Source organism: Rhodoferax sp. OV413 (genome assembly GCF_900104385.1).
Lineage (GTDB): Bacteria > Pseudomonadota > Gammaproteobacteria > Burkholderiales > Burkholderiaceae_C > Rhodoferax_B.
Genome location: NZ_FNJA01000001.1, coordinates 388504 through 407570, shown reverse-complemented (window position 1 = coordinate 407570; position 19067 = coordinate 388504). Strand labels below are relative to the sequence as shown.

Here is a 19067-nt window from a genome sequence, read left to right as displayed (position 1 = left end):
TTAGCGCTTGCGCGGCGTTTTGACGACCTTCTTGGCCTGGGGTGATTTGACCACCTGGGCTGTGCTGTTGCTACGCTGCTTGGGGGTGCTCAGTCGCACCGGCAGGAACAGCACGACCTGTTGCCCGGCCTTTAATGCGGTGCTGGTCTTGATGTCGTTCCAGTCGGCCACATTGCTGGCACTCACGCCATAGCGTTTGGCGATGCTGGCCACGGTATCGCGCTTGCTGGCTTTCACCGAAGTTTTGCGGTTGACGATTTCCGGCGCCAGGCTCAGGTAGGCGGTATCGGCCACTTTGCCACTCACATCCTGCATGGCGGCAGAGCGCGGCACGATCAAGGCCGAGCCGGCCTTGATCAGCATGCGCGGCGGAATATTGTTGACGCTGCGCAAGTCGTATTCGCTCATGCCGACCTGCTGGGCTGCGGCGCTGACGCTCATGGTGCTGGGTGCAGTCCAGGCGGTCCAGCTGGCGTATTGGCCCTGCTTGTAGGCTTCGAGGTTGCGGGTGAAGATATTCGCGTTGTCCCATGGCAGCAGAATCTGCGGCGTGCCGGCGGCCAGAATCACCGGCCGGTGCGAGGAGGGATTCAAGGCCTTAAAGTCTTCCAGCCGCACATCGGCCAGCTTGGCGGCCAGCGCCACGTCGATGTCGTGCGACAGGTCCACCGTCTGGAAGTAGGGGTGGTTTTCAATCAGCGGCAGCTCGGTGCGGAACATGTCCGGGTTGGCGATGATGTTCTTCACCGCCTGCAGTTTGGGTACGTACAGCCGGGTTTCGGCCGGCATGTTCAGTTCGCTGTAGCTGATGCCCAGGCCCAGCTTCTGGTTGCGGGCAATCGCCCGGCTGACGCTGCCTTCGCCCCAGTTGTAGGCGGCCAATGCCAGCTGCCAGTCGCCAAACATGCCGTACAGTTTTTGCAGGTAGTCGAGCGCGGCGCGGGTCGAGGCCAGCACGTCGCGCCGGTCGTCGCGGAACAGGTTCTGCTTGAGTTCAAAATAATTGCCGGTGGCCGGCATGAACTGCCACATGCCGGCCGCCTTGGCGCTGGACACGGCCTGCGGGTTGAAGGCGCTCTCGATATACGGCAGCAGGGCCAGCTCGGTCGGCATGCCGCGGCGCTCCAGCTCTTCGACCACATGGAACAGGTACTTGCTGGAGCGCTCGGTCATGCGCTGGATGTAGTCCGGGCGGGTGGCGTACCACTGCTCGCGGTCGGACACCAGGTCGCTCTCCAGGTTGGGCATGGCAAAGCCGCGGCGGATGCGTTCCCACAGATCGACGGGAGGCTTCAGCTGGGCGACGCCGCGTGAGCTGGCCTCGGCCGCGGTAATGGGCTGCAGGCTGCCGCGTGGGTAGACCGCGGTGTGCGGCGCGGTTGTGGCACCGGGCTTGGCCGCAGTGTCAGTGCGGGCCGCCGGTGTGTCCAGCGAGGCATCGGTTTTGGGGCCAACCGTGGCGCAGCCGGTAAGCCATAACAGCGCCGACAGACCGACAAGAGAGAGAAGTTTCATTAGAACTGGTTTTTCCAGGTGCGAAGCGCGCCTAAAACGCTGGCTTCATCAGAGGTGGTTGCATCAAACGCCCGGGCCGCGTCTTGGACGGTGGCCTGGCGGGTGCGCAAAAAAGGGTTGATCTGTAGCTCCAGCGCAATGCTGGACGGTAGCGTCGGCTGGTCGGCCGCACGCAAGGCGACACATTGCGCCTGGTACTGAGCCAGCGCAGTATTGTCCGGTTCCACCGCGCGGGCAAATTTCAGGTTACCAAGAGTGTATTCGTGGGTACAGCAAACCCGGGTCGCGCCCGGCAACGCGGCCAACGCGCTCAGCGACGCGAGCATTTGCGCGGGTGTGCCTTCAAACAGACGGCCGCAGCCGCCCGAGAACAGGGTATCGCCGCAAAACAGCAGCGGCGCACCCTCGTAGTCGGCACAGTAGTAGGCAATATGGCCGGCGGTGTGGCCGGGCACGTCGATGACTGCGAATTCCAGGCCTAGCGCTGTTACACGGTCCCCTTGACTCAGCCGGCGCAAGGGCTCTGGAATGCGCTCGCGCGCTGGGCCGTAGACGCTGGCGCCCGTGGCCTCGCGCAGGACGGTCACGCCGCCGACATGGTCTGCATGGTGGTGGGTGACTAAAATGGCTTCCAACTGCAGGCCATGCTGCTGCAGCGCGTGCAACACGGGCTGTGCGTCGCCCGGGTCCACCACCAGCGCGCGGTGGCCATCGTGCAACATCCAGATGTAATTGTCGGTAAAAGCAGGCAGGGCAAGCAAGTTCATGGGTAGTGAAATTATAAGTTTGCACGAATGGTTGAAGACCCCGCCCGGCCGCTACCTGCTGGATTGGGAGGGCGGCCGCTTCGACCAGGCTGTGGCCGACGTGTTTGGCTACCATGCACTCCAGCTCGGGCTGCCAGAGTTGCCAGCCCTGCAGAATAACCGCATACCGCACCGCTGGCTGGCCGCCAATGCGTTCCGCGCGCCTCTTGCAGGCGGGGCGGTGGACCCGAGGGCCACCCTGGTCACCGATTTCGCGGCCCTGCCTTTCCCCGAGAGCAGCCTGGACCTGCTGTTGCTGCCGCATGCGCTGGAGCTCAGCCCCGACCCCCACACCACCTTGCGTGAGGCCGAGCGGGTGCTGGTGCCCGAAGGCCGGGTGGTGATTTCCGGCTTCAACCCGGTTAGCCTGTGGGGCCTGCGGCAAACCCGGGCCCGGCTGTACCGCCGCCTGGGCGTGGGCGACCTGTACCTGCCCGAGGCCGGCGAATTCATTGGCTACTGGCGCTTGCGCGACTGGTTGCGCCTGCTGAGCTTCGAGGTGGAATCGGTGCAGTTTGGCTGCTACCGCCCGTCGGTGCGCAGCGAGGCCTGGCTGCAGCGTTTTGCCTGGATGGAGCGCGTGGGCGAGCGCTCCTGGCCGATCCTGGGTGCGGTGTATTTCGTGGTGGCGGTCAAGCGGGTGCGCGGCATGCGCTTGCTGGGGCCGAGCTGGAAGGCGCCCAAGGTACTGGCCAACGCGCCGGTCCCCATCGCCAACCGCAAAGCCCACCGCGACGCCCACGATGGCCGCTAAGGCATCTGGTAAAAACGAACCCTTGTTTGATTGATTTAGAAAGCTGTGTTTGAACCACGTTGACATGTATACCGATGGCGCCTGCAAGGGCAACCCTGGCCCAGGCGGCTGGGGCGTTTTGCTGACCTGGGGCGGTACCGAGAAAGAACTGTTTGGCGGTGAGCTGGCCACCACCAACAACCGTATGGAAATGATGGCCGTGATCGAAGGCCTGAGCGCGCTCAAGCAGCCATGCAGCATCACCCTGTACATCGACAGCCAGTACGTGCTTAAGGGCATGACCGAATGGCTCAAGGGCTGGAAGTCCCGCGGTTGGATGACCGCCTCCAAAGAACCGGTGAAGAACGTCGACCTGTGGCAGCGGCTTGACACGCTGGTGAACACCGCCGGCCACAAGATCGAATGGCGCTGGGTCAAGGGCCATGCAGGTCACCCGGGCAACGAGCGTGCCGACGCGCTGGCGAACCGCGGCGTCGACCTGGCCCTGGCCAAGCGCTGAACCCCGATTGGCCATGTCCGAGCACACCTTCCTCTGGCACGACTACGAAACCTTTGGTGCCAATGCGCGGCGTGATCGGCCGGCCCAGTTCGCCGCCATCCGCACCGATGCCGAGCTGAACGAGATCGGCGAGCCGATGATGCTGTACTGCCAGCCGGCGCCGGACTTTCTGCCCGATCCGCAGTCTTGCCTGATTACCGGCATCACCCCGCAAATCTGCCTGCAGCGCGGCGTGCCCGAGAGCGAGTTTGCGGCCCAGATCGAGCAGGCCTTCAGCCAGCCCGGCACCATAGGCGTGGGCTACAACACCATCCGTTTCGACGACGAGATCACGCGCTTCATGTTCTGGCGCAACCTGATCGACCCGTATGCGCGCGAATGGCAAAACGGCTGCGGCCGCTGGGATCTGCTGGATGTGGTGCGCACCACCTATGCGTTGCGCCCCGATGGCATTGCATGGCCCACCAAACCCGAAGGTGGGCCGAGTTTTCGCCTGGAAGACCTGAGCCGCGCCAACGGCCTGCTGCACGAGGCTGCGCACGATGCCTTGTCCGACGTGCGCGCCACCATTGCATTGGCCCGGCTGATCCGCAACGCCCAACCCAAGCTATTTGACTTCTGCCTGGGGCTGCATAAAAAGGACCGGGTGGCTGCCGAGCTGGGCCTGCCGACCACAGTGCAGGGTGCACGGCCGTTTCTGCACATCTCAGGCATGTTCCCGGCTGAGCGCGGCTGTCTGGCGTTGATGTGGCCGCTGGCCATGCACCCCAACAACAAGAACGAGCTGATCGCCTGGGACCTGGCGCACAGCCCCGCCGTCCTGGGCAGCATGAATGCCGACGAGATCCGCCTGCGCCTGTTCAGCAAGGCCGATGAGTTGCCCGAAGGGGTAGAGCGCCTGCCGATCAAGACCATCCACCTGAACAAATCGCCGATGGTGGTGTCCAACCTGAAGACCTTGTCGCCCGAGCTGGCCGCACGCTGGGGCCTGGTGGGCGATACGCTGCGCGCCCACGCGGCCGAGATCCGGGCGCTGCCCGACCTGAGCGCGATCTGGCCGCAGGTGTTCAGCCGCCCGGCCGAGCCGGCGCGCGATGTAGATGAAGACCTGTACGGCGGCTTTGTGGGCGACCATGACCGCCGCCGCCTGAACGATCTGCGTGCGCTGTCGCCCGAGAAGCTGGCCCAGGTGCGCAGCAGCTTTGACGACAGCCGGCTGGACGAGCTGCTGTTCCGCTACCGTGCGCGTAACTTTCCGGCCAGCCTGGCGCCCGAAGAGCTGCAGCGTTGGGAAGAACACCGCGCCGCGCGCCTGTTCGAAGGCGAGGGCGGTGCCCGCACCATCGACACGCTGTTCAGCGAGATCGATACCCTGTCGGAAACCGCCGACGAGCGCGGTGAAGAAATCTTGGGCGCCTTGTACGACTACGCCGAAGCGATCGCCCCCGATCGAGATTGACCACCCGGCCAACGCCACCACCACGAAAGATTGCACACATGGCCCGAAGTCTCAGCAGTCTGTGGTTGAAAAGCCTGACCCGTATCGCCAAGACCCAGCAGAATAAGCTGGTCAGAAGTTTGACGGCAGCCACCAAGAAAGCGACCAAGGCCGCGGTCAAACAGGCGCTCGCGCCTCCGAAACCTGCGCCCAAGCCTGCCGCCAAACGATCCGTTAAGCCCACTGCCAAGACAAGAACCAAACCTGCTGCCAAACCCGCCGCTAAATCCGCGCCACCGGCGGCGCTGCCCGGCAGTTGGACCCGTTCCTTCTTCGCTGCACCCAATGGCCAGCGCATGACTTACTGGCTGTACCTGCCGCAGCGCGACATGGTGCAGTCCCTCAAGCCTTTGCCGTTGGTCGTCATGCTGCACGGCTGCACCCAGACGGCGCCCGATTTCGCCCAGGGCACGCGCATGAACCAGCTGGCCCAGCGCAAGGGCTTTGCGGTGCTGTACCCGCAGCAACTGGTGACCATCGACGCCCACCGCTGCTGGCAGTGGTACCAGCGCGCCACGCAAAACGGCGGCGGCGAGGCCGGGCTGGTGGCGGGCATGGTCACGCAGGTGGTGGCCAGGCTGGGGCTGGACGCAAGCCGGGTCTACCTAGCCGGCCTTTCGGCCGGCGCGGCGCTGGCCCAGATCATTGCGCTGCGCTACCCCTTTCGCATTGCCGCCGTGGGCCTGCATTCCGGCCCGGTGTTTGGCACCGCGGACAACCGCATGAGCGCCTTTGGCGCCATGCAGACCGGCGGCGGCACCCACGTGGCGCAGGCGGTGCAGGCCACCGTGGACGGCGGTGGCTTCCCGCGCATGCCCGCCATCATCCTGCACGGCGAGGCCGACAAGGTGGTGCGCATCGTCAACCAGCAGCAGGTGGCGCAGCAGTTTCTGCGGGTCAATGGCATCGCCGACCTGGCCCCGGTCACCTTACTCAGCCCCGCCCGCCCCAAGGGCCGCAACCCGCGCCATGCGTTCCAGACGCAGGACTACCGCGTGGGCCGCAAACCCATCGTCTCGGTCTGCCGCATCGCTGGGCTGGATCACGCCTGGAGCGGCGGCGACGGCACGCTGCGCTTCAACAACAGCGTTGGGCCGGATGCCAGCGCGCTGCTGTGGGCCTTTTTTGCCAAGCACCGGCGGCTGCGGACCGCCAAGTAGTTTGCTATTTTTTAAGTAGCTGCTGGCGCATATAAATCCTGCGCTAAAGGCACTTTTTATTCATAAGCTGGGTTGGACCAGCCCAGCGTGTCGAACAGTGCCGGCACGCCCTCCAGCGTGGGCAGTATGGCGTCGGGGCTGTAGTCGGGCAGCGGGCTGCGCCGGCCGCGGTCGATCCAGACGCAGCGAAAGCCGATGTCGCGGGCGGCCGCGTGGTCCAGGTGCGGGCTGGCGCAGATGTGGACCACATCCTCCTTGGCCACCTGCAGCTGGGCATACGCATATTCGAACAGCTGGCGCGCAGGTTTGTAGGCGCCGCCTTGCTGGGCGGTGATGACGCGGTCTATGCAGCCTCCCAGTTGGGCCACGTTGCCGGCAATGATGTCATCGTCGGTGTTCGAGATGATGCACAGGCGGAAGCCGCGCGTCTTCAGCTGCTGCAGCGCGCCCACCACCTCGGGGAACGGCGGCATGGCGCCTATGCGCTCGGTCAGGCGTTGGCTGTCGTCGGCCTGGCTTGGCAGGCCCAGCTCGGCCAGCGCCAGGCGCAGCGCCGTGCCCGAGACCTCGCGGAACGAGCGGTGCGGTGGGGTTTGCTCCAGCGCGTGCTCGTGCCGGTCGTGCACGGCGATCAGCGTGGCCGGGTCGATGTGGGGGGCGTTCTTGGCCTGCAGAATCTCGGCGAAGACGGCTTGCAGCCCCTCGTCCCACTGGATCAGGGTGCCATAGCAGTCGAAGGTCAGCCATTGCGGCCGGGGTGTGTGGTGCAGGGACATGGTGGTGTGTGGTGGTTGGATCGAGCTCGCACTGTGGACCAGGGCTTATATATTTGCAAATTGATTTATTATTGAATATTGATTTGAATAACCACTAACGAAGCCATGCTCGACCTCGACCTGCTGAAGACTCTGGTGTGCGTGGTGGACGAGCGCAGCTTCACCCGTGCGGCCGAGCGGGTGCACCGCACGCAGTCCACCGTGAGCCAGCAGATCCTGCGGCTGGAAGACAGCGTGGGCCACGCCTTGCTGCAGCGCGACCGCACCGGCAAGAACGTGGCCCCCACCGAGCGCGGCGAGATGCTGGCCGGCTATGCGCGCCGGCTGCTGGCCATTGCCCAGGAGGCCGAGGACGCGCTGGCCAGCCCCAGCGCGCTGGCCACGGTGCGCATTGGCTTGCCCGAGGATTTTGATGCCCGCCGCATGACGGCCATCTTGTCCGGCTACATGGCCATCGCCCCCCAAGTGCGGCTGGAAACCACCAGCGGCATGAGCGTCGACCTGCAGCGTGCGTTGGCCGCCGGCAGCATCGACATGGCTTTGCTCAAGCGCGAGCCCGGCAGCGGCCCCTGTATTGCGTCCTGGCCCGAGCCCCTGGTGTGGGTGGCCGGCACCACCCATGTGCCGCCGGCGGACGAGGTGCGGCTGGCCTTATACCCGCAGGGCTGCATCTACCGGCTGCGCGCCACCCGTAGCCTGGACAAAGCCGGCAGGCGCTGGCGCATTGTGTTTGGCAGCCAGAGCCTGGCCGGCATCCAGGCGGCGGTGGCATCGGGCCTGGCCGTCAGCGTGCTGCCGACCAGCGCGGTGCTGGCCGAGCACCGCGTGCTGGGCCCGGCCGATGGCTACCCCGCGCTGTCGCCCAGCGAACTGGCCCTGGTGGGGGCCGCACTGCCGCTGAGCGCCGCCCAGCGCAGTCTGGCCGACTACCTGTGCAACGCGATCAGCAGCGACGCGGCAACGGCCTAGTTGCTATGGTTTGAATAGCTGGTGGCGCAGGTGGAATGTGCGCTAGAGCCCTATTTTTTATACATTTCGGGCTACGGGAAACTCCCTGTGATCGGCTGGGTAACCCGTCAGTAACTTGTCAAAAAGCTGTGCTCATAATCCCGTCAACAAAATAAGCCTGGACCGGTATTCGGTGAACAGGAACTGGAGGCATCCATGCGCAGCACCCACCCGTACCAACAGGGTTTGGACAAGAACCCTGCCAACTTTGTGGCCTTGTCGCCGCTGAGCTATATCGAACGCTCGGCCCATGTGTATCCCGACGGCCTAGCCATCATTTACGGCGACCACCGCCAGACCTGGGCCCAAACCTATGCGCGCTGCCGGCAATTGGCCAGCGCCTTGCAGGCCCGCGGCATAGGCGAGGGCGATACCGTGGCGGTGATGCTGCCCAATGTGCCGGCCATGCTGGAAGCCCACTTCGGCGTGCCCATGTCGGGCGCGGTGCTGAACACCTTGAACACCCGGCTCGACGGCGAAGCCATCGCCTTCATGCTGCAGCACGGCGAGGCCAAGGTGCTGCTGATCGACCGCGAATTTGCACCGGTGGTGGAGAAAGCCCTGTCGCTGCTGGGCGCGCAGCGGCCTTATGTGATCGAGGTCGAAGACCCGCTGGCGCCCGAAGGCAAGGCGCTGGGCGACACCGGCTACGAGGCCTTCATCGCCCAGGGCGACCCGCAGTTTGCCTGGCAGCTGCCGGGCGACGAGTGGGATGCGATTGCGCTGAACTACACATCCGGCACCACCGGCAACCCCAAGGGCGTGGTCACCCACCACCGCGGCGCCTACCTGAACGCGGCCAACAATGTGCTGGCCTGGCAGATGCCGCACCACGCGGTCTATCTGTGGACGCTGCCGATGTTCCACTGCAACGGCTGGTGCTTCCCCTGGACCATGGCCCTGGTGGCCGGCACCAGCGTATGCCTGCGCCGGGTCGATCCGGCCGCCATTTTTGGGTTGATCCGCGAACACCACATCACCCATTTGTGCGGCGCGCCGATTGTGTTCAACATGCTGGTCCATGCGCCGGCCGCGCTGCGCGAGGGCATCACGCACACCGTGCTGGGCCTGATGGCGGGCGCTGCGCCGCCAGCGGCGGTGATCGAAGGCTGCGAGAAAGCCGGCATCGACATCACCCACACCTATGGCCTGACCGAGGTGTATGGCCCGGCGGCCGTCTGCGCCAAGCAGGAATCCTGGGCTAGCAAGCCCCTGGACGAGCGCGCCCGCCTGAACGGCCGGCAGGGCGTGGCCTACCCGCTGCAGCAGGCGATTGCGGTTCTCGACCCCGAGACCCTGCAGCCGGTACCGGCCGACGGCACGACCATGGGCGAAATCTTCTTCCGTGGCAATGTGGTGATGAAGGGCTACCTGAAGAACCCGGCCGCCACGGCAGAGGCCTTTGCCGGCGGCTGGTTCCACACCGGTGACCTGGCGGTGATGCACCCCGACGGCTATGCCCAGATCAAGGATCGCAGCAAGGACATCATCATCTCGGGCGGCGAGAACATCTCAAGCATCGAGGTCGAAGACGTGCTGCACCGGCATCCGGCGGTGATGCTGGCCGCGGTAGTGGCCCAGCCGGACGAAAAATGGGGCGAGGTACCGTGTGCGTTTATTGAGCTTAAACCAGGCGTCCAGGCCACGGCCGAGGACATCATCGACTTCAGCCGCACCCATCTGGCCCGCTTCAAGGTGCCCAAGCAAATCGTGTTCTGCACATTACCCAAAACGTCAACCGGGAAAATCCAGAAATTTGTGCTGCGCGCGCAAGTAAAGTCTGCAGATTGAGTCAGAAAGGAAATACTTTTGCTTAAAACATTGCCTGACGACACCATTCTCCAGACGCAGGGTCTGACCAAGGAGTTCCTGGGCTTTGCCGCCGTTTCCAATGTGAACCTGCAGGTCAAACGCGGCAGCATCCATGCGCTGATCGGCCCGAATGGTGCCGGTAAAACAACAGTTTTCAATCTGCTGACCAAGTTCATCCAGCCCACCCAGGGCCACATCCAGTTCAACGGCATCGACATCACGCGCGAAAGCTCCGTGCAGGTAGCACGCCGCGGCATGGTGCGCTCGTTCCAGATCTCGGCCACCTTTGGCCACCTGACCGCGCTGGAGAACGTGCGCGTGGCGCTGCAGCGCAAGCGCGGCGACTCGTTCAACTTCTGGTCGTCGGTGCGCCGGCTGGATGCGCTGAACGACCGGGCCATGGCCTTGCTGGAAGAGGTCGACCTGCGAAGCTTTGCCGATACCGTGGCCATCGAGATGCCGTATGGTCGCAAGCGCGCATTGGAGATCGCCACCACGCTAGCGCTAGACCCGGAGCTGATGCTGCTGGACGAGCCCACCCAGGGCATGGGCCACGAAGACGTGGGCCGGGTGGTGGAACTGATCCGCAAGGTATCCGCCAACCGCACCATCCTGATGGTTGAGCACAACCTGTCGGTGGTCGAGTCGCTGTGCGACACGCTCACCGTACTGCAGCGCGGCAGCGTACTGGCCGAGGGCAACTACGCCACTGTGTCCAAAGACCCGCGCGTGCTGGAAGCCTATGTGGGGGTGGAAGCATGAGCGATACCTCCCAAGAAGTTTTGCGCCTGAAAGGCCTGCATGCCTACTATGGCGAGTCGCACATACTGCACGGTATCGACCTGCATGTGAACACCGGCGAATTGGTTACCTTGCTGGGCCGCAACGGCTCGGGCCGGTCCACCACGCTGAAGGCGATTCTGGGCTTGGTAGGCAAGCGCACCGGCTCCATACTGTTCAATGGCAAGGAGATCACCGACCTGGCGCCGCACCGCATTGCCCGCCTGGGTGTGGGCTTTTGCCCCGAAGAGCGCGGCATCTTTGCCGGCCTGTCGGCCGAAGAAAACCTGATGCTGCCGCCGGTGGTGGCGCCCGGTGGCATGACCTTGGACGAGATCTACGCGCTGTTCCCCAATCTGCACGAGCGCCGCAACAGCCCGGGCACCCGGCTGTCGGGTGGCGAGCAGCAGATGCTGGCCATGGCGCGGATTCTGCGCACCGGCGCCAAGACCTTGCTGCTGGATGAAATCACCGAAGGCCTGGCGCCGGTGATCGTCAAAAAGCTCGGCGAGGTGATCCGCCTGTTGAAGACCCGTGGCTACACCATCGTGCTGGTGGAGCAGAACTTCCGCTTCGCCGCGCCCCTGGCGGACCGGCACTATGTGTTGGAGCATGGCCAGGTGGCCATGGTGGTGCAAAAAGATGAGCTGGCAGCCAAGACCAGTGCAATGCAAGCCCTGCTAGGGGTGTGATTCCATTTTTTCAATGTTGACCAGAGGAGACTCCCCATGAAATTCAAACTCAAACCCCTTGCCCAAGCTGCAGGTCTGTCGCTGCTATTGGCAACCGCGGCCCAGGCCCAGGTGTCGGATGGCATCGTCAAGATCGGCGTGCTGACCGACTTGTCGGGCACCTATTCCGACCTGGCCGGCAACGGCGCGGTGATCGCCACCAAGATGGCTATCGACGACTTCGTGGCCGCAGAAAAGCCCACGTTCAAGGTCGAAATGGTGTCGGCCGACCACCAGAACAAGGGCGATATCTCAAGCAACAAGGCGCGCGAGTGGATCGAGCGCGACAAGGTCGACGTGGTGACCGAGCTGGTCACGTCCTCCACCGCGCTGGCGGTACAGAAGATCGCCAAGGAAAAGAACCGCATCGCCATCATCAACGGCGCCGGCTCTACCGCCATCACCAACGAGAGCTGCAACGACGTGACCGTGCACTGGGCCTACGACACCTATGCGGTGGCCAATGGCACGGCCAAGGCGGTAACCAAGGCCGGTGGCAAGAAATGGTTCTTCCTGACGGCCGACTACGCGTTTGGCCATGCGCTGGAAAAAGACGCATCGGACGTGGTCAAGGCCAATGGCGGCGAAGTGGTGGGCGGTGTACGCCATCCGTTCCCCACCTCGGACTTTTCGTCCTTTTTGCTCAAGGCCCAGTCCTCGGGAGCGCAAATCATCGGCCTGGCGAATGCGGGTGGCGACACCATCAACTCCATCAAGCAGGCAGCGGAGTTCGGCATCACGCCCAAGCAGCAATTGGCCGGCTTGCTGATGTTCATTACCGACATCCATTCGCTGGGCCTGAAGACCACCCAGAGCATGTACCTGACCGAAGGCTTTTACTGGGACCTGAACGACGACACCCGGGCCTGGTCCAAGCGCTTCTTCGCCCAGCACAAGCGCATGCCGACCATGGTGCAGGCGGGCCAGTACTCGTCCACCATGCACTACCTGAAGGCGGTCAAGGCCATCAACAGCGACGACACGGCCAAGGTGATGGCGCAGATGAAGAAAACGCCGATCAACGATTTCTTCGCCAAGAACGGCAGCATCCGCGAAGACGGCCGCATGGTGCACGACATGTACCTGATGCAGGTCAAGACCCCGGCCGAATCCAAGACGCCGTGGGACTACTACAAGGTCAAGGCGGTGATCCCCGCGGCCGAGGCCTTCCAGCCTTTGTCGGCATCGCGCTGCGCCCTGATCAAGAAATAAGTTGATTCCCCCGGGGCCGCTCGCGGTCCCGGATTTTTTTGCAACACCAGGCAAGAGGGAAACACCCGCTATGGACATCTTCGGCATACCGTCACCCGCGTTTTTTGGCCAGCTGCTGCTGGGGCTGATCAACGGCTCGTTCTATGCCATCCTGAGCCTGGGCCTGGCCATCATTTTCGGCCTGCTCAACATCATCAATTTCGCCCATGGCGCGCAGTACATGGTCGGGGCCTTTGTGGCCTGGCTGGCCTTTACCTACCTGGGCATCAACTACTGGGTGGCGCTGCTGTTGGCGCCGCTGGTGGTGGGGCTGGTGGCGGTGCTGATCGAGCGCACCATGCTGCGCCATTTGTACAAGCTGGACCATCTGTATGGCCTGCTGCTGACCTTCGGTCTGGCCTTGATTGCCGAGGGCGTTTTCAAGAATTACTTTGGCGTGTCGGGCCAGTCATACGAGGTGCCCGAGCTGCTGCAGGGCGGCTTCAACCTGGGCTTCATGTACCTGCCGATCTATCGGGCCTGGGTGGTGGTGGCGGCACTCACCGTGTGCTTCAGCGCCTGGTATGCGATCGAACGCACCAGCCTGGGCGCCACGTTGCGCGCCGCCACCCAGCGGCCCGACCTGGTGCAGGCCCTGGGCATCAATGTGCCGGTGCTGCTGACCGCCACCTATGCGGTGGGCGCGGCACTGGCGGCGTTTGCCGGCGTGCTGGCGGCGCCCATCATGCAGGTCAACCCGGTGATGGGCTCGAACCTGATCATCGTGGTGTTCGCGGTGGTGGTGATTGGCGGCATGGGCTCGATCCTGGGCGCCATCCTCACCGGCCTGGGGCTGGGCGTGGTCGAAGGGCTGACCAAGGTGTTCTACCCCGAGGCCTCGGCGGTGGTGATTTTTGTGGTCATGGTGTTGGTGCTGCTGGTCAAACCCGCAGGCCTGTTTGGCAAGCAAGCCTAAAAGTCGAGATGGATTGGAATGAACGCTATGACTGAACGCCAGCGCACTATTGCCTTATTTTCGGTGCTGATCGCCGCGGGCTGCGTCGCACCCTTTGTGCTGTACCCCACGTTTTTGATGAAGCTGCTGTGCTTTGCCCTGTTTGCCTGCGCCTTTAATCTGCTGCTGGGCTTTGCCGGCCTGCTGTCGTTCGGGCATGCTGCGTTCTTCGGCGGCTCGGCTTACATCACCGGCTACCTGTGCCGCGACCTGGGCCTGTCGCCCGAACTCGGCCTGCTGGCGGGGGCCGCGTTTGGCGGCGTGCTGGGAGCGCTGTTTGGCCTGTTGGCGATCCGCCGCGAGGGCATTTACTTCGCCATGATTACGCTGGGCCTGGCGCAGCTGGTCTACTTTGTGGCGCTGCAGATGCCGTTCACTGGCGGGGAAGACGGCATGCAGGGCATTCCGCGCGGCAAGCTGTTCGGGGTGGTCGATCTGAACGACAACATCGCCATGTACTTCTTTGTGTTCGCGGTGTTTTTGGCCGGCTTCTGGCTGATCCATCGCACCATCCACTCGCCGTTCGGCCAGATTTTGAAAGCCATCCGCGACAACGAGCCGAGGGCCATCTCGCTGGGCTATGACGTGGCCCGGTTCAAGTTGCTGGCCTTTGTGATCTCGGCCTCGCTGGCCGGCCTGGCGGGCTCCATGAAATCGCTGGTGTTCCAGCTGGCTTCGCTGGCCGACGTGCATTGGCATACCTCGGGCCAGGTGGTGCTGATGACCCTGCTGGGCGGGCTGGGCACGATACTCGGGCCGGTGGCCGGGGCCTTCACCATCGTCAGCCTGGAGAACCTGCTGGCCGACAAGGTGGGCTCCTGGGTCACCGTCATCATGGGCGCGATCTTTGTGGTCTGCGTGCTGCTGTTCCGCCGTGGCGTGGTGGGCGAGATCGGCGCCTTGTTCGGCAAGAAGCCGGCGGCCAACCACAGCGGTCATTAAAGCAAAACGCTCCTGTTTTTGAAGTCAAAAACAGGAGCGTCTCATGCACACCAAGTAAGCGCAAGAGCCTTATTTCATGCCGGAAATTTGGCCCTTTTTCTAGCGTCGGCCAAACTCCTGGTGCGTGCCGCCTGTGGCCCGCCGCAGAGTGGTCGATGGCCGCTCGCCAAAGGCCCGCACGTACACCGTAGAAAACGACGAGAGATGGGGAAAGCCCCAGGTGTAGGCGATGTGTGACACCGAAGTACCGGCACCCCCCGCGAGCAGTTCGGCTCTGGCGCCGTGCAGCCGGATATTGCGCAAATACGCCATGGGCGACATGCCGCGAAAGCGCATAAACCCGCCTTGCAGCGAGCGCACACTGGTACCCGATGCCATGGCAATGTCGTTCAGGCGCAAGGGCCTGGCCGCATTGGCTGCCATGAAGTCAATGGCCCGTTTGACGTGGCCGGGACTGGGCAGATGCGCCTGGCGCGACATCTGCTGGCCGTAGCTATGCGGAACGGCTTCTAGGATCAAATTCAGGATCGCTTCGCGCAGGCTGGTCAGCGCGGCAGGGTATTTGCGCAAGGGGGCATCACCCTCCACGCCCTGAAAAATCAAACGTGAAAGGGATGCGGCCAGATGGGCGGCGGGGGACACCAGGCACACTTCTGGCGCAAACTGGATGCGGCGCAGCACAGGCTGGTCAATCATGTCTGCCAGCCTGCTGTGCATCTCTTGCGTGGTAATGGTAATGCGAGGCAGGCTGGTGCCCGGCCCCAGCACCGAGTGGGTTACCGCGCTGTAGTCCATCATCACGCCCACGCTAGGCCGGGTCTGCAGGCTGCCACGCCCCGCCATGCGAACAGCGAATGACCCGGCGGTGGGAAGCGCCAGGCAGTAGCCATCGAACTCGCTTTCGAAAGCCCATTCGACCCCGGTGGGGCAGACCACCTGCGACACGCAAATGCCCTCCGTCATCACCGCATCCGCTTGCACGGTGAACCCCGAGGGACTCAGCGAACCGGCACGCACTGGCGCGTGGTGCGCGGATACGATGGCCCGGTACTCGTCGATATCCTGGGATTGGAAGCGCAGGCGAAGGGGTTGGGTTGGTGCTGCGGTGTCAGGCATGCGTAGACGATACCGGCACCCAAGCCGCCAGCTTTAAAAACCCCCAGCGGAACGGGGATAAATTGCGCAAAAACGATAGCTGATGCGCAATTTCACAAATGCTTGTTGGGGGCAGGTCACTGGGCAGCAGAACCCTGTAAACCACACTAGGGTTCCTAGCCCTTGCTGGCGCGACGCAGTGTGGCGGAGGGCAGCTCGCCAAAAGCGCGCATGTACAAGGTAGAAAACGACGACAGGTGAGGGAAGCCCCAGGTGTGGGCAATGTGCGATACCGTCGCACCCGCGCCCGCCGCCAACAGATCCGACCGCACCCCATGCAGGCGGATGTGGCGCAAATGCGCCATGGGCGACATGCCGCGAAACCGCATGAAGCCACCCTGCAATGACCGCACGCTGGTGCCCGATGCCAAGGCAATATCGCTCAGGCGCAGGGGGCTGGCGGCATTGGCCGCCATGAAGTCAATGGCGCGTTTGACGTGCCCCGGGCTGGGCATGCGCGCCTGACGGGACATTTGCTCGGAATAGCTGTGCGGCATGCCCTCCAGCAGCAAATGCAGGATGGCCTCACGCAAGCTGGTGAGGGCTGCGGGGTATTTCAGTAAAACGGCATCACCGTCGACACCTTCATGGACCAGCTGCGACAGGGTGGCGGCCAAACCGGCTGCGGGCGATGCAAGGCTTACGTCCGGTGCGAACCGAATGCGTCGCAGGATGGGTTGGTCCAACATGTCGGTCAGCCTGCGATGCATCTCGTTGGTGCCAACCGTTATCCGGTTCAAGGTGGTATCCGGCCCGAACACGGTGCGCGTGACGGAGGTGGAATCCACCATCAGTCCCCCATCCGGCTTGCTTTCCAGAAAGCCCCGCCGTGCTACATGGACTGCCAGTAATCCCGATCCGGGAAGCGTGAGCCCATAGCCATCAAACACACCGTCGAAAGTCAGCCCCATGCCGGTGGAGTGCATGGATCGTGAAATACACAGGCCATCCATCATGACGGCATGGGCTTCAGCCGTGAACAGCTCTGGGCCGAATGGCTCGACCTTTACGACAGCATGGTGTGAGGACAGAAAGCCCCTGAACTCGTCGACATCGTGCGTGCGGTAGTTCAGACGAAAGACTTGGCTGGGTGCTGGTGCATCGGTTTCGGTCATGGTCGGGCCATGTTAGCGCCCCGGCCTGCCACGGGAGTGGCCTCCAGGCCTGGGTAAAAAAACTTGCGTGAAAACGAAAGCGAATACGCAATTTCGCAGATGGTTGTTGCTGCCTGGTCACTCGGCGCTAGGCGCGCTTTGCGCCTCTTGAGACACTGCCAGCGCGGCATCCAGGCATTTGACCCGCCCAGACGTAGGCGCCGTTTTCACCCAGATGACCGATTGCGTCCTCAAACCATTTAGAACCTTTAAAGGCCACCAAAAAATGCATTTCTTCAGTAGCTTTGGAGCGTCCAAGAATGGGCGAGGTTTTAGACCATGGGCGGAGATAGCAAATTTCCAGTTCCTCCGTTCAAGGGCTCGATTGATTTCAGTACCATGCCACGACGCGTCCTCCATCTAGACCACGCCCAGCACACCGCTTTATTTGCTGCACTGACGCAATTGGTGCGAGATTTCGCAAACCTTGCAGCGGACTCTGATCCGCGGCTGCTGCTAGAGCTCGACCTGCATCTGGCACAGGGATGCACGTCGAATTTTCAGTTCTCGGTTGGGCGTGCGGGGGCACTGGGATGCAAGCTTTTCATGGTGCGACAAGATGGCCAGACCGACGAGATCCTGAATATCGACGCGCCTTCAACGGACCGGCCTTTCATCTTTATGATGCCGGATGAGCCGCTTTAAGTAGGCCGCAACATCGATTTAGAACAGCCAGAAATGGCCGTTCCTATCCAAGCGCACGTGACGCCGCACACGTGCCGGAGCAGCTGCTTCAACCGTAGAACCTTCTTATTGCAGCAGCGCGTTGGCCGGGCCTGCGGCTGCTTGCGGAAAGGTGGCGGTGAACACGGTGCCCGCGTCGGCAGAAGAGCTTACGCCCAGGCGACCCTGGTGGGCCTGGACGATCTGCGCGCAGATGTGCAAACCCAGGCCCAGCCCTTCGCGCTGCGCCGAGGTGCCGCTGCGCCAGAACGGGGCAAAAACCTTGTCCAGGCTGCCGTGCGGAATGGGTGGGCCCTGGTTGCTGACCTGCAGCACCAGGCTGTCTGCCGTGGTGGTGGCCTTGAGTTGCACCGGGCTGTCGGGCGCACCATGGACCAGCGCGTTGCTGAGCAGATTCGCCACCAGTTGCAGCACCCGGAAACGGTCCACCTGCACGGGCCGGGATATGTCGAACTGGCATTCGATCTCACGGCCAGGAAAACCCGTCTGTATTTCAGTGACCACGCTGAACAAGGCCTCGTCCATGCGCTCCACGAGCGCGGGTTTCACATGGATCGCGCAGCCCAGGCGGCCCCGCGCAAAGTCCAGCGCGTGGTCGATCAGGGTGGAGACCTGTTTCACCCCCGCGTGGATATCACCCGCAATACGGGCCACCGCCGCAGGGTCTTGGGCCTTGGCCAGCAAGCGTTGGCTGTTCAGGGCGATCAGGCTGATGGGCGTGCGCAGGTCGTAGCCCAGGATGGCGATCAGTTGCTCGCGCAGTTCGCTGGCGGCGCGCTCGCCCAGCAGCGCGGCCTGTACCAGGTACTGGCGGCGCGCGTTTTCCAACTCCACCGCGATCAGCGTCGCGAAATGGTGGAACATGGCCACGATGCGCGGCTCGGACACCTTGGCCGGACGGGGGTCGATGGCGCAGAGGTTGCCGAAGTAGCTGCCGTCGGACAGCACGATGGGCACTGACACATAGCTTTCAATCCCATAGGTGCGCGGTGTGATGTGGTCACAGTACCGGCTGTCGGTGCTGGCCTGGTCGATCACCACCGGGGTGCGGGAAAAACGCACTTCCTTGCACAGGGTGGTGTTGACATCCAGCTGGCCGCCGGGCAGCAGCCCGAAGCTGATTTCATCGCGTACCGAGCAGGCGATCCAGGTGCCATCGGTCACCCGGGCCACTGCGGCAAAGCCCATGCCGGTGATCTCGCACAGCACCCGCAGCAGCGTTGGAACTGATTCAATCCGGCCTACCAAGGCTACGTCACGACTTATTTCTTCAGCAGAATCGTCCATACCGCGCACTAGCTTTCTATTTTTATAGCAAACAACATTGGTATGTAAAACGCCAGCTGCGGCTTTCCCAAAGATAAGGAAAAGCTGCATACACCTGCACAGACCGGTCAGCAGATTCATTCTCCGCCATGCCGGCAAACGCTATGCGGCAAAAGCGCAAGCATTGGCAAAAAAGCGCAGGTATCGGTGGACGGATCGTACGATGCGGCTCGCGCCAAGGCCAAAACAAAAACGCTCCTGTTTTTGATGTCAAAAACAGGAGCGTCTGGTGCAGGTGTTACCTGCGCTAGAGGGTGATTT

18 protein-coding genes are annotated in these 19067 nt (G+C 63.1%); 12 read left to right on the top strand and 6 right to left on the bottom strand.

All coding sequences use genetic code 11. The features are described 5' to 3' along the window. Both BLT66_RS01920 and gloB read right to left on the bottom strand, forming a co-directional pair. Window positions 1-1515 carry a transglycosylase SLT domain-containing protein gene (locus tag BLT66_RS01920; protein WP_092755107.1) on the bottom strand — a complete coding sequence of 505 codons (1515 nt, stop codon included), beginning with the start codon at window positions 1513-1515 and terminating at the stop codon, window positions 1-3. Further along, on the bottom strand, window positions 1515-2282 hold the full coding sequence (gene gloB / locus BLT66_RS01915) for a hydroxyacylglutathione hydrolase (protein ID WP_092755104.1): 768 nt from the start codon (window positions 2280-2282) through the stop codon (window positions 1515-1517). The genes BLT66_RS01920 and gloB overlap by 1 nt, the downstream gene beginning before the upstream one ends. Between gloB and BLT66_RS01910 the strand changes: the two genes are divergently transcribed. From BLT66_RS01910 to BLT66_RS01895, 4 genes are read left to right on the top strand one after another with little or no spacing between them, the layout of a single operon-like run. Next, entirely contained in the window at window positions 2281-3075 is a 795-nt protein-coding gene (locus BLT66_RS01910) for a methyltransferase domain-containing protein (protein ID WP_176954945.1), read from the top strand. The genes gloB and BLT66_RS01910 overlap by 2 nt on opposite strands. Before the next feature lie 49 nt (window positions 3076-3124). After that, a complete protein-coding gene (rnhA, locus tag BLT66_RS01905) occupies window positions 3125-3574 on the top strand; it encodes a ribonuclease HI (protein WP_092755098.1) in 450 nt (149 codons plus the stop codon). A gap of 13 nt (window positions 3575-3587) precedes the next feature. Continuing rightward, complete coding sequence (sbcB, locus tag BLT66_RS01900) at window positions 3588-5033, top strand: exodeoxyribonuclease I (RefSeq protein ID WP_092756971.1); 1446 nt, start codon at window positions 3588-3590, stop codon at window positions 5031-5033. Between the two features lie 38 nt (window positions 5034-5071). Beyond that, window positions 5072-6232, top strand: coding sequence for an extracellular catalytic domain type 1 short-chain-length polyhydroxyalkanoate depolymerase (locus BLT66_RS01895; protein WP_092755095.1), 1161 nt, complete (start codon window positions 5072-5074; stop codon window positions 6230-6232). A 56-nt stretch (window positions 6233-6288) separates the two neighbouring features. Here BLT66_RS01895 and BLT66_RS01890 read toward each other — a convergent pair whose 3' ends face one another. Further along, window positions 6289-7008 (bottom strand): haloacid dehalogenase type II, encoded by a 720-nt coding sequence (locus BLT66_RS01890; RefSeq protein ID WP_092755092.1) that lies wholly within the window; start codon window positions 7006-7008, stop codon window positions 6289-6291. A gap of 105 nt (window positions 7009-7113) precedes the next feature. On the opposite strand from BLT66_RS01890, the gene BLT66_RS01885 reads away from it, so the two are divergent. From BLT66_RS01885 to BLT66_RS01855, 7 genes are all read left to right on the top strand, one after another. Further along, window positions 7114-7977, top strand: coding sequence for a LysR substrate-binding domain-containing protein (locus BLT66_RS01885; RefSeq protein WP_092755089.1), 864 nt, complete (start codon window positions 7114-7116; stop codon window positions 7975-7977). 195 nt (window positions 7978-8172) lie between these two features. Continuing rightward, window positions 8173-9807 carry an acyl-CoA synthetase gene (locus BLT66_RS01880; RefSeq protein WP_092755086.1) on the top strand — a complete coding sequence of 545 codons (1635 nt, stop codon included), beginning with the start codon at window positions 8173-8175 and terminating at the stop codon, window positions 9805-9807. Window positions 9808-9837: 30 nt separating this feature from the next. Then, the gene (locus tag BLT66_RS01875; protein ID WP_092755083.1) at window positions 9838-10590 is read left to right on the top strand and encodes an ABC transporter ATP-binding protein; all 753 of its coding nucleotides are present in this window, start codon (window positions 9838-9840) and stop codon (window positions 10588-10590) included. Continuing rightward, window positions 10587-11300: an ABC transporter ATP-binding protein gene (locus tag BLT66_RS01870; RefSeq protein WP_092755080.1), complete on the top strand. Its 714-nt coding sequence runs from the start codon at window positions 10587-10589 to the stop codon at window positions 11298-11300. Before BLT66_RS01875 ends, BLT66_RS01870 begins: the two co-directional genes overlap by 4 nt. Before the next feature lie 36 nt (window positions 11301-11336). Beyond that, entirely contained in the window at window positions 11337-12551 is a 1215-nt protein-coding gene (locus BLT66_RS01865) for an ABC transporter substrate-binding protein (protein WP_092755077.1), read from the top strand. 70 nt (window positions 12552-12621) lie between these two features. Then, on the top strand, window positions 12622-13506 hold the full coding sequence (locus tag BLT66_RS01860; protein ID WP_092755074.1) for a branched-chain amino acid ABC transporter permease: 885 nt from the start codon (window positions 12622-12624) through the stop codon (window positions 13504-13506). 27 nt (window positions 13507-13533) lie between these two features. Beyond that, window positions 13534-14487, top strand: a complete 954-nt coding sequence (locus BLT66_RS01855; protein WP_176954944.1) for a branched-chain amino acid ABC transporter permease — start codon at window positions 13534-13536, stop codon at window positions 14485-14487. Window positions 14488-14586: 99 nt separating this feature from the next. Here BLT66_RS01855 and BLT66_RS01850 read toward each other — a convergent pair whose 3' ends face one another. Both BLT66_RS01850 and BLT66_RS01845 read right to left on the bottom strand, forming a co-directional pair. Then, window positions 14587-15603: a helix-turn-helix transcriptional regulator gene (locus BLT66_RS01850; protein WP_092755068.1), complete on the bottom strand. Its 1017-nt coding sequence runs from the start codon at window positions 15601-15603 to the stop codon at window positions 14587-14589. 155 nt (window positions 15604-15758) lie between these two features. Continuing rightward, on the bottom strand, window positions 15759-16757 hold the full coding sequence (locus tag BLT66_RS01845) for an AraC family transcriptional regulator (RefSeq protein WP_092755065.1): 999 nt from the start codon (window positions 16755-16757) through the stop codon (window positions 15759-15761). Between the two features lie 318 nt (window positions 16758-17075). On the opposite strand from BLT66_RS01845, the gene BLT66_RS01840 reads away from it, so the two are divergent. Next, entirely contained in the window at window positions 17076-17441 is a 366-nt protein-coding gene (locus BLT66_RS01840) for a hypothetical protein (protein WP_092755062.1), read from the top strand. 105 nt (window positions 17442-17546) lie between these two features. On the opposite strand, the gene BLT66_RS01835 is transcribed toward BLT66_RS01840, so the two are convergent. Then, window positions 17547-18767, bottom strand: coding sequence for a GAF domain-containing sensor histidine kinase (locus BLT66_RS01835; protein WP_092755059.1), 1221 nt, complete (start codon window positions 18765-18767; stop codon window positions 17547-17549). Between the last annotated feature and the right edge of the window lie 300 nt (window positions 18768-19067).

Bases quoted from the DNA above. Each gene is read 5' to 3' on its own strand.
- BLT66_RS01920 (WP_092755107.1), bottom strand. From the start codon at position 1,515: ATGAAACTTCTCTCTCTTGTCGGTCTGTCGGCGCTGTTATGGCTTACC.
- BLT66_RS01910 (WP_176954945.1), top strand. From the start codon at position 2,281: ATGGGTAGTGAAATTATAAGTTTGCACGAATGGTTGAAGACCCCGCCC.
- gloB (WP_092755104.1), bottom strand. From the start codon at position 2,282: ATGAACTTGCTTGCCCTGCCTGCTTTTACCGACAATTACATCTGGATG.
- sbcB (WP_092756971.1), top strand. From the start codon at position 3,588: ATGTCCGAGCACACCTTCCTCTGGCACGACTACGAAACCTTTGGTGCC.
- BLT66_RS01895 (WP_092755095.1), top strand. From the start codon at position 5,072: ATGGCCCGAAGTCTCAGCAGTCTGTGGTTGAAAAGCCTGACCCGTATC.
- BLT66_RS01890 (WP_092755092.1), bottom strand. From the start codon at position 7,008: ATGTCCCTGCACCACACACCCCGGCCGCAATGGCTGACCTTCGACTGC.
- BLT66_RS01885 (WP_092755089.1), top strand. From the start codon at position 7,114: ATGCTCGACCTCGACCTGCTGAAGACTCTGGTGTGCGTGGTGGACGAG.
- BLT66_RS01880 (WP_092755086.1), top strand. From the start codon at position 8,173: ATGCGCAGCACCCACCCGTACCAACAGGGTTTGGACAAGAACCCTGCC.
- BLT66_RS01870 (WP_092755080.1), top strand. From the start codon at position 10,587: ATGAGCGATACCTCCCAAGAAGTTTTGCGCCTGAAAGGCCTGCATGCC.
- BLT66_RS01865 (WP_092755077.1), top strand. From the start codon at position 11,337: ATGAAATTCAAACTCAAACCCCTTGCCCAAGCTGCAGGTCTGTCGCTG.
- BLT66_RS01860 (WP_092755074.1), top strand. From the start codon at position 12,622: ATGGACATCTTCGGCATACCGTCACCCGCGTTTTTTGGCCAGCTGCTG.
- BLT66_RS01855 (WP_176954944.1), top strand. From the start codon at position 13,534: ATGACTGAACGCCAGCGCACTATTGCCTTATTTTCGGTGCTGATCGCC.
- BLT66_RS01850 (WP_092755068.1), bottom strand. From the start codon at position 15,603: ATGCCTGACACCGCAGCACCAACCCAACCCCTTCGCCTGCGCTTCCAA.
- BLT66_RS01845 (WP_092755065.1), bottom strand. From the start codon at position 16,757: ATGACCGAAACCGATGCACCAGCACCCAGCCAAGTCTTTCGTCTGAAC.
- BLT66_RS01840 (WP_092755062.1), top strand. From the start codon at position 17,076: ATGGGCGGAGATAGCAAATTTCCAGTTCCTCCGTTCAAGGGCTCGATT.
- BLT66_RS01835 (WP_092755059.1), bottom strand. From the start codon at position 18,767: ATGGACGATTCTGCTGAAGAAATAAGTCGTGACGTAGCCTTGGTAGGC.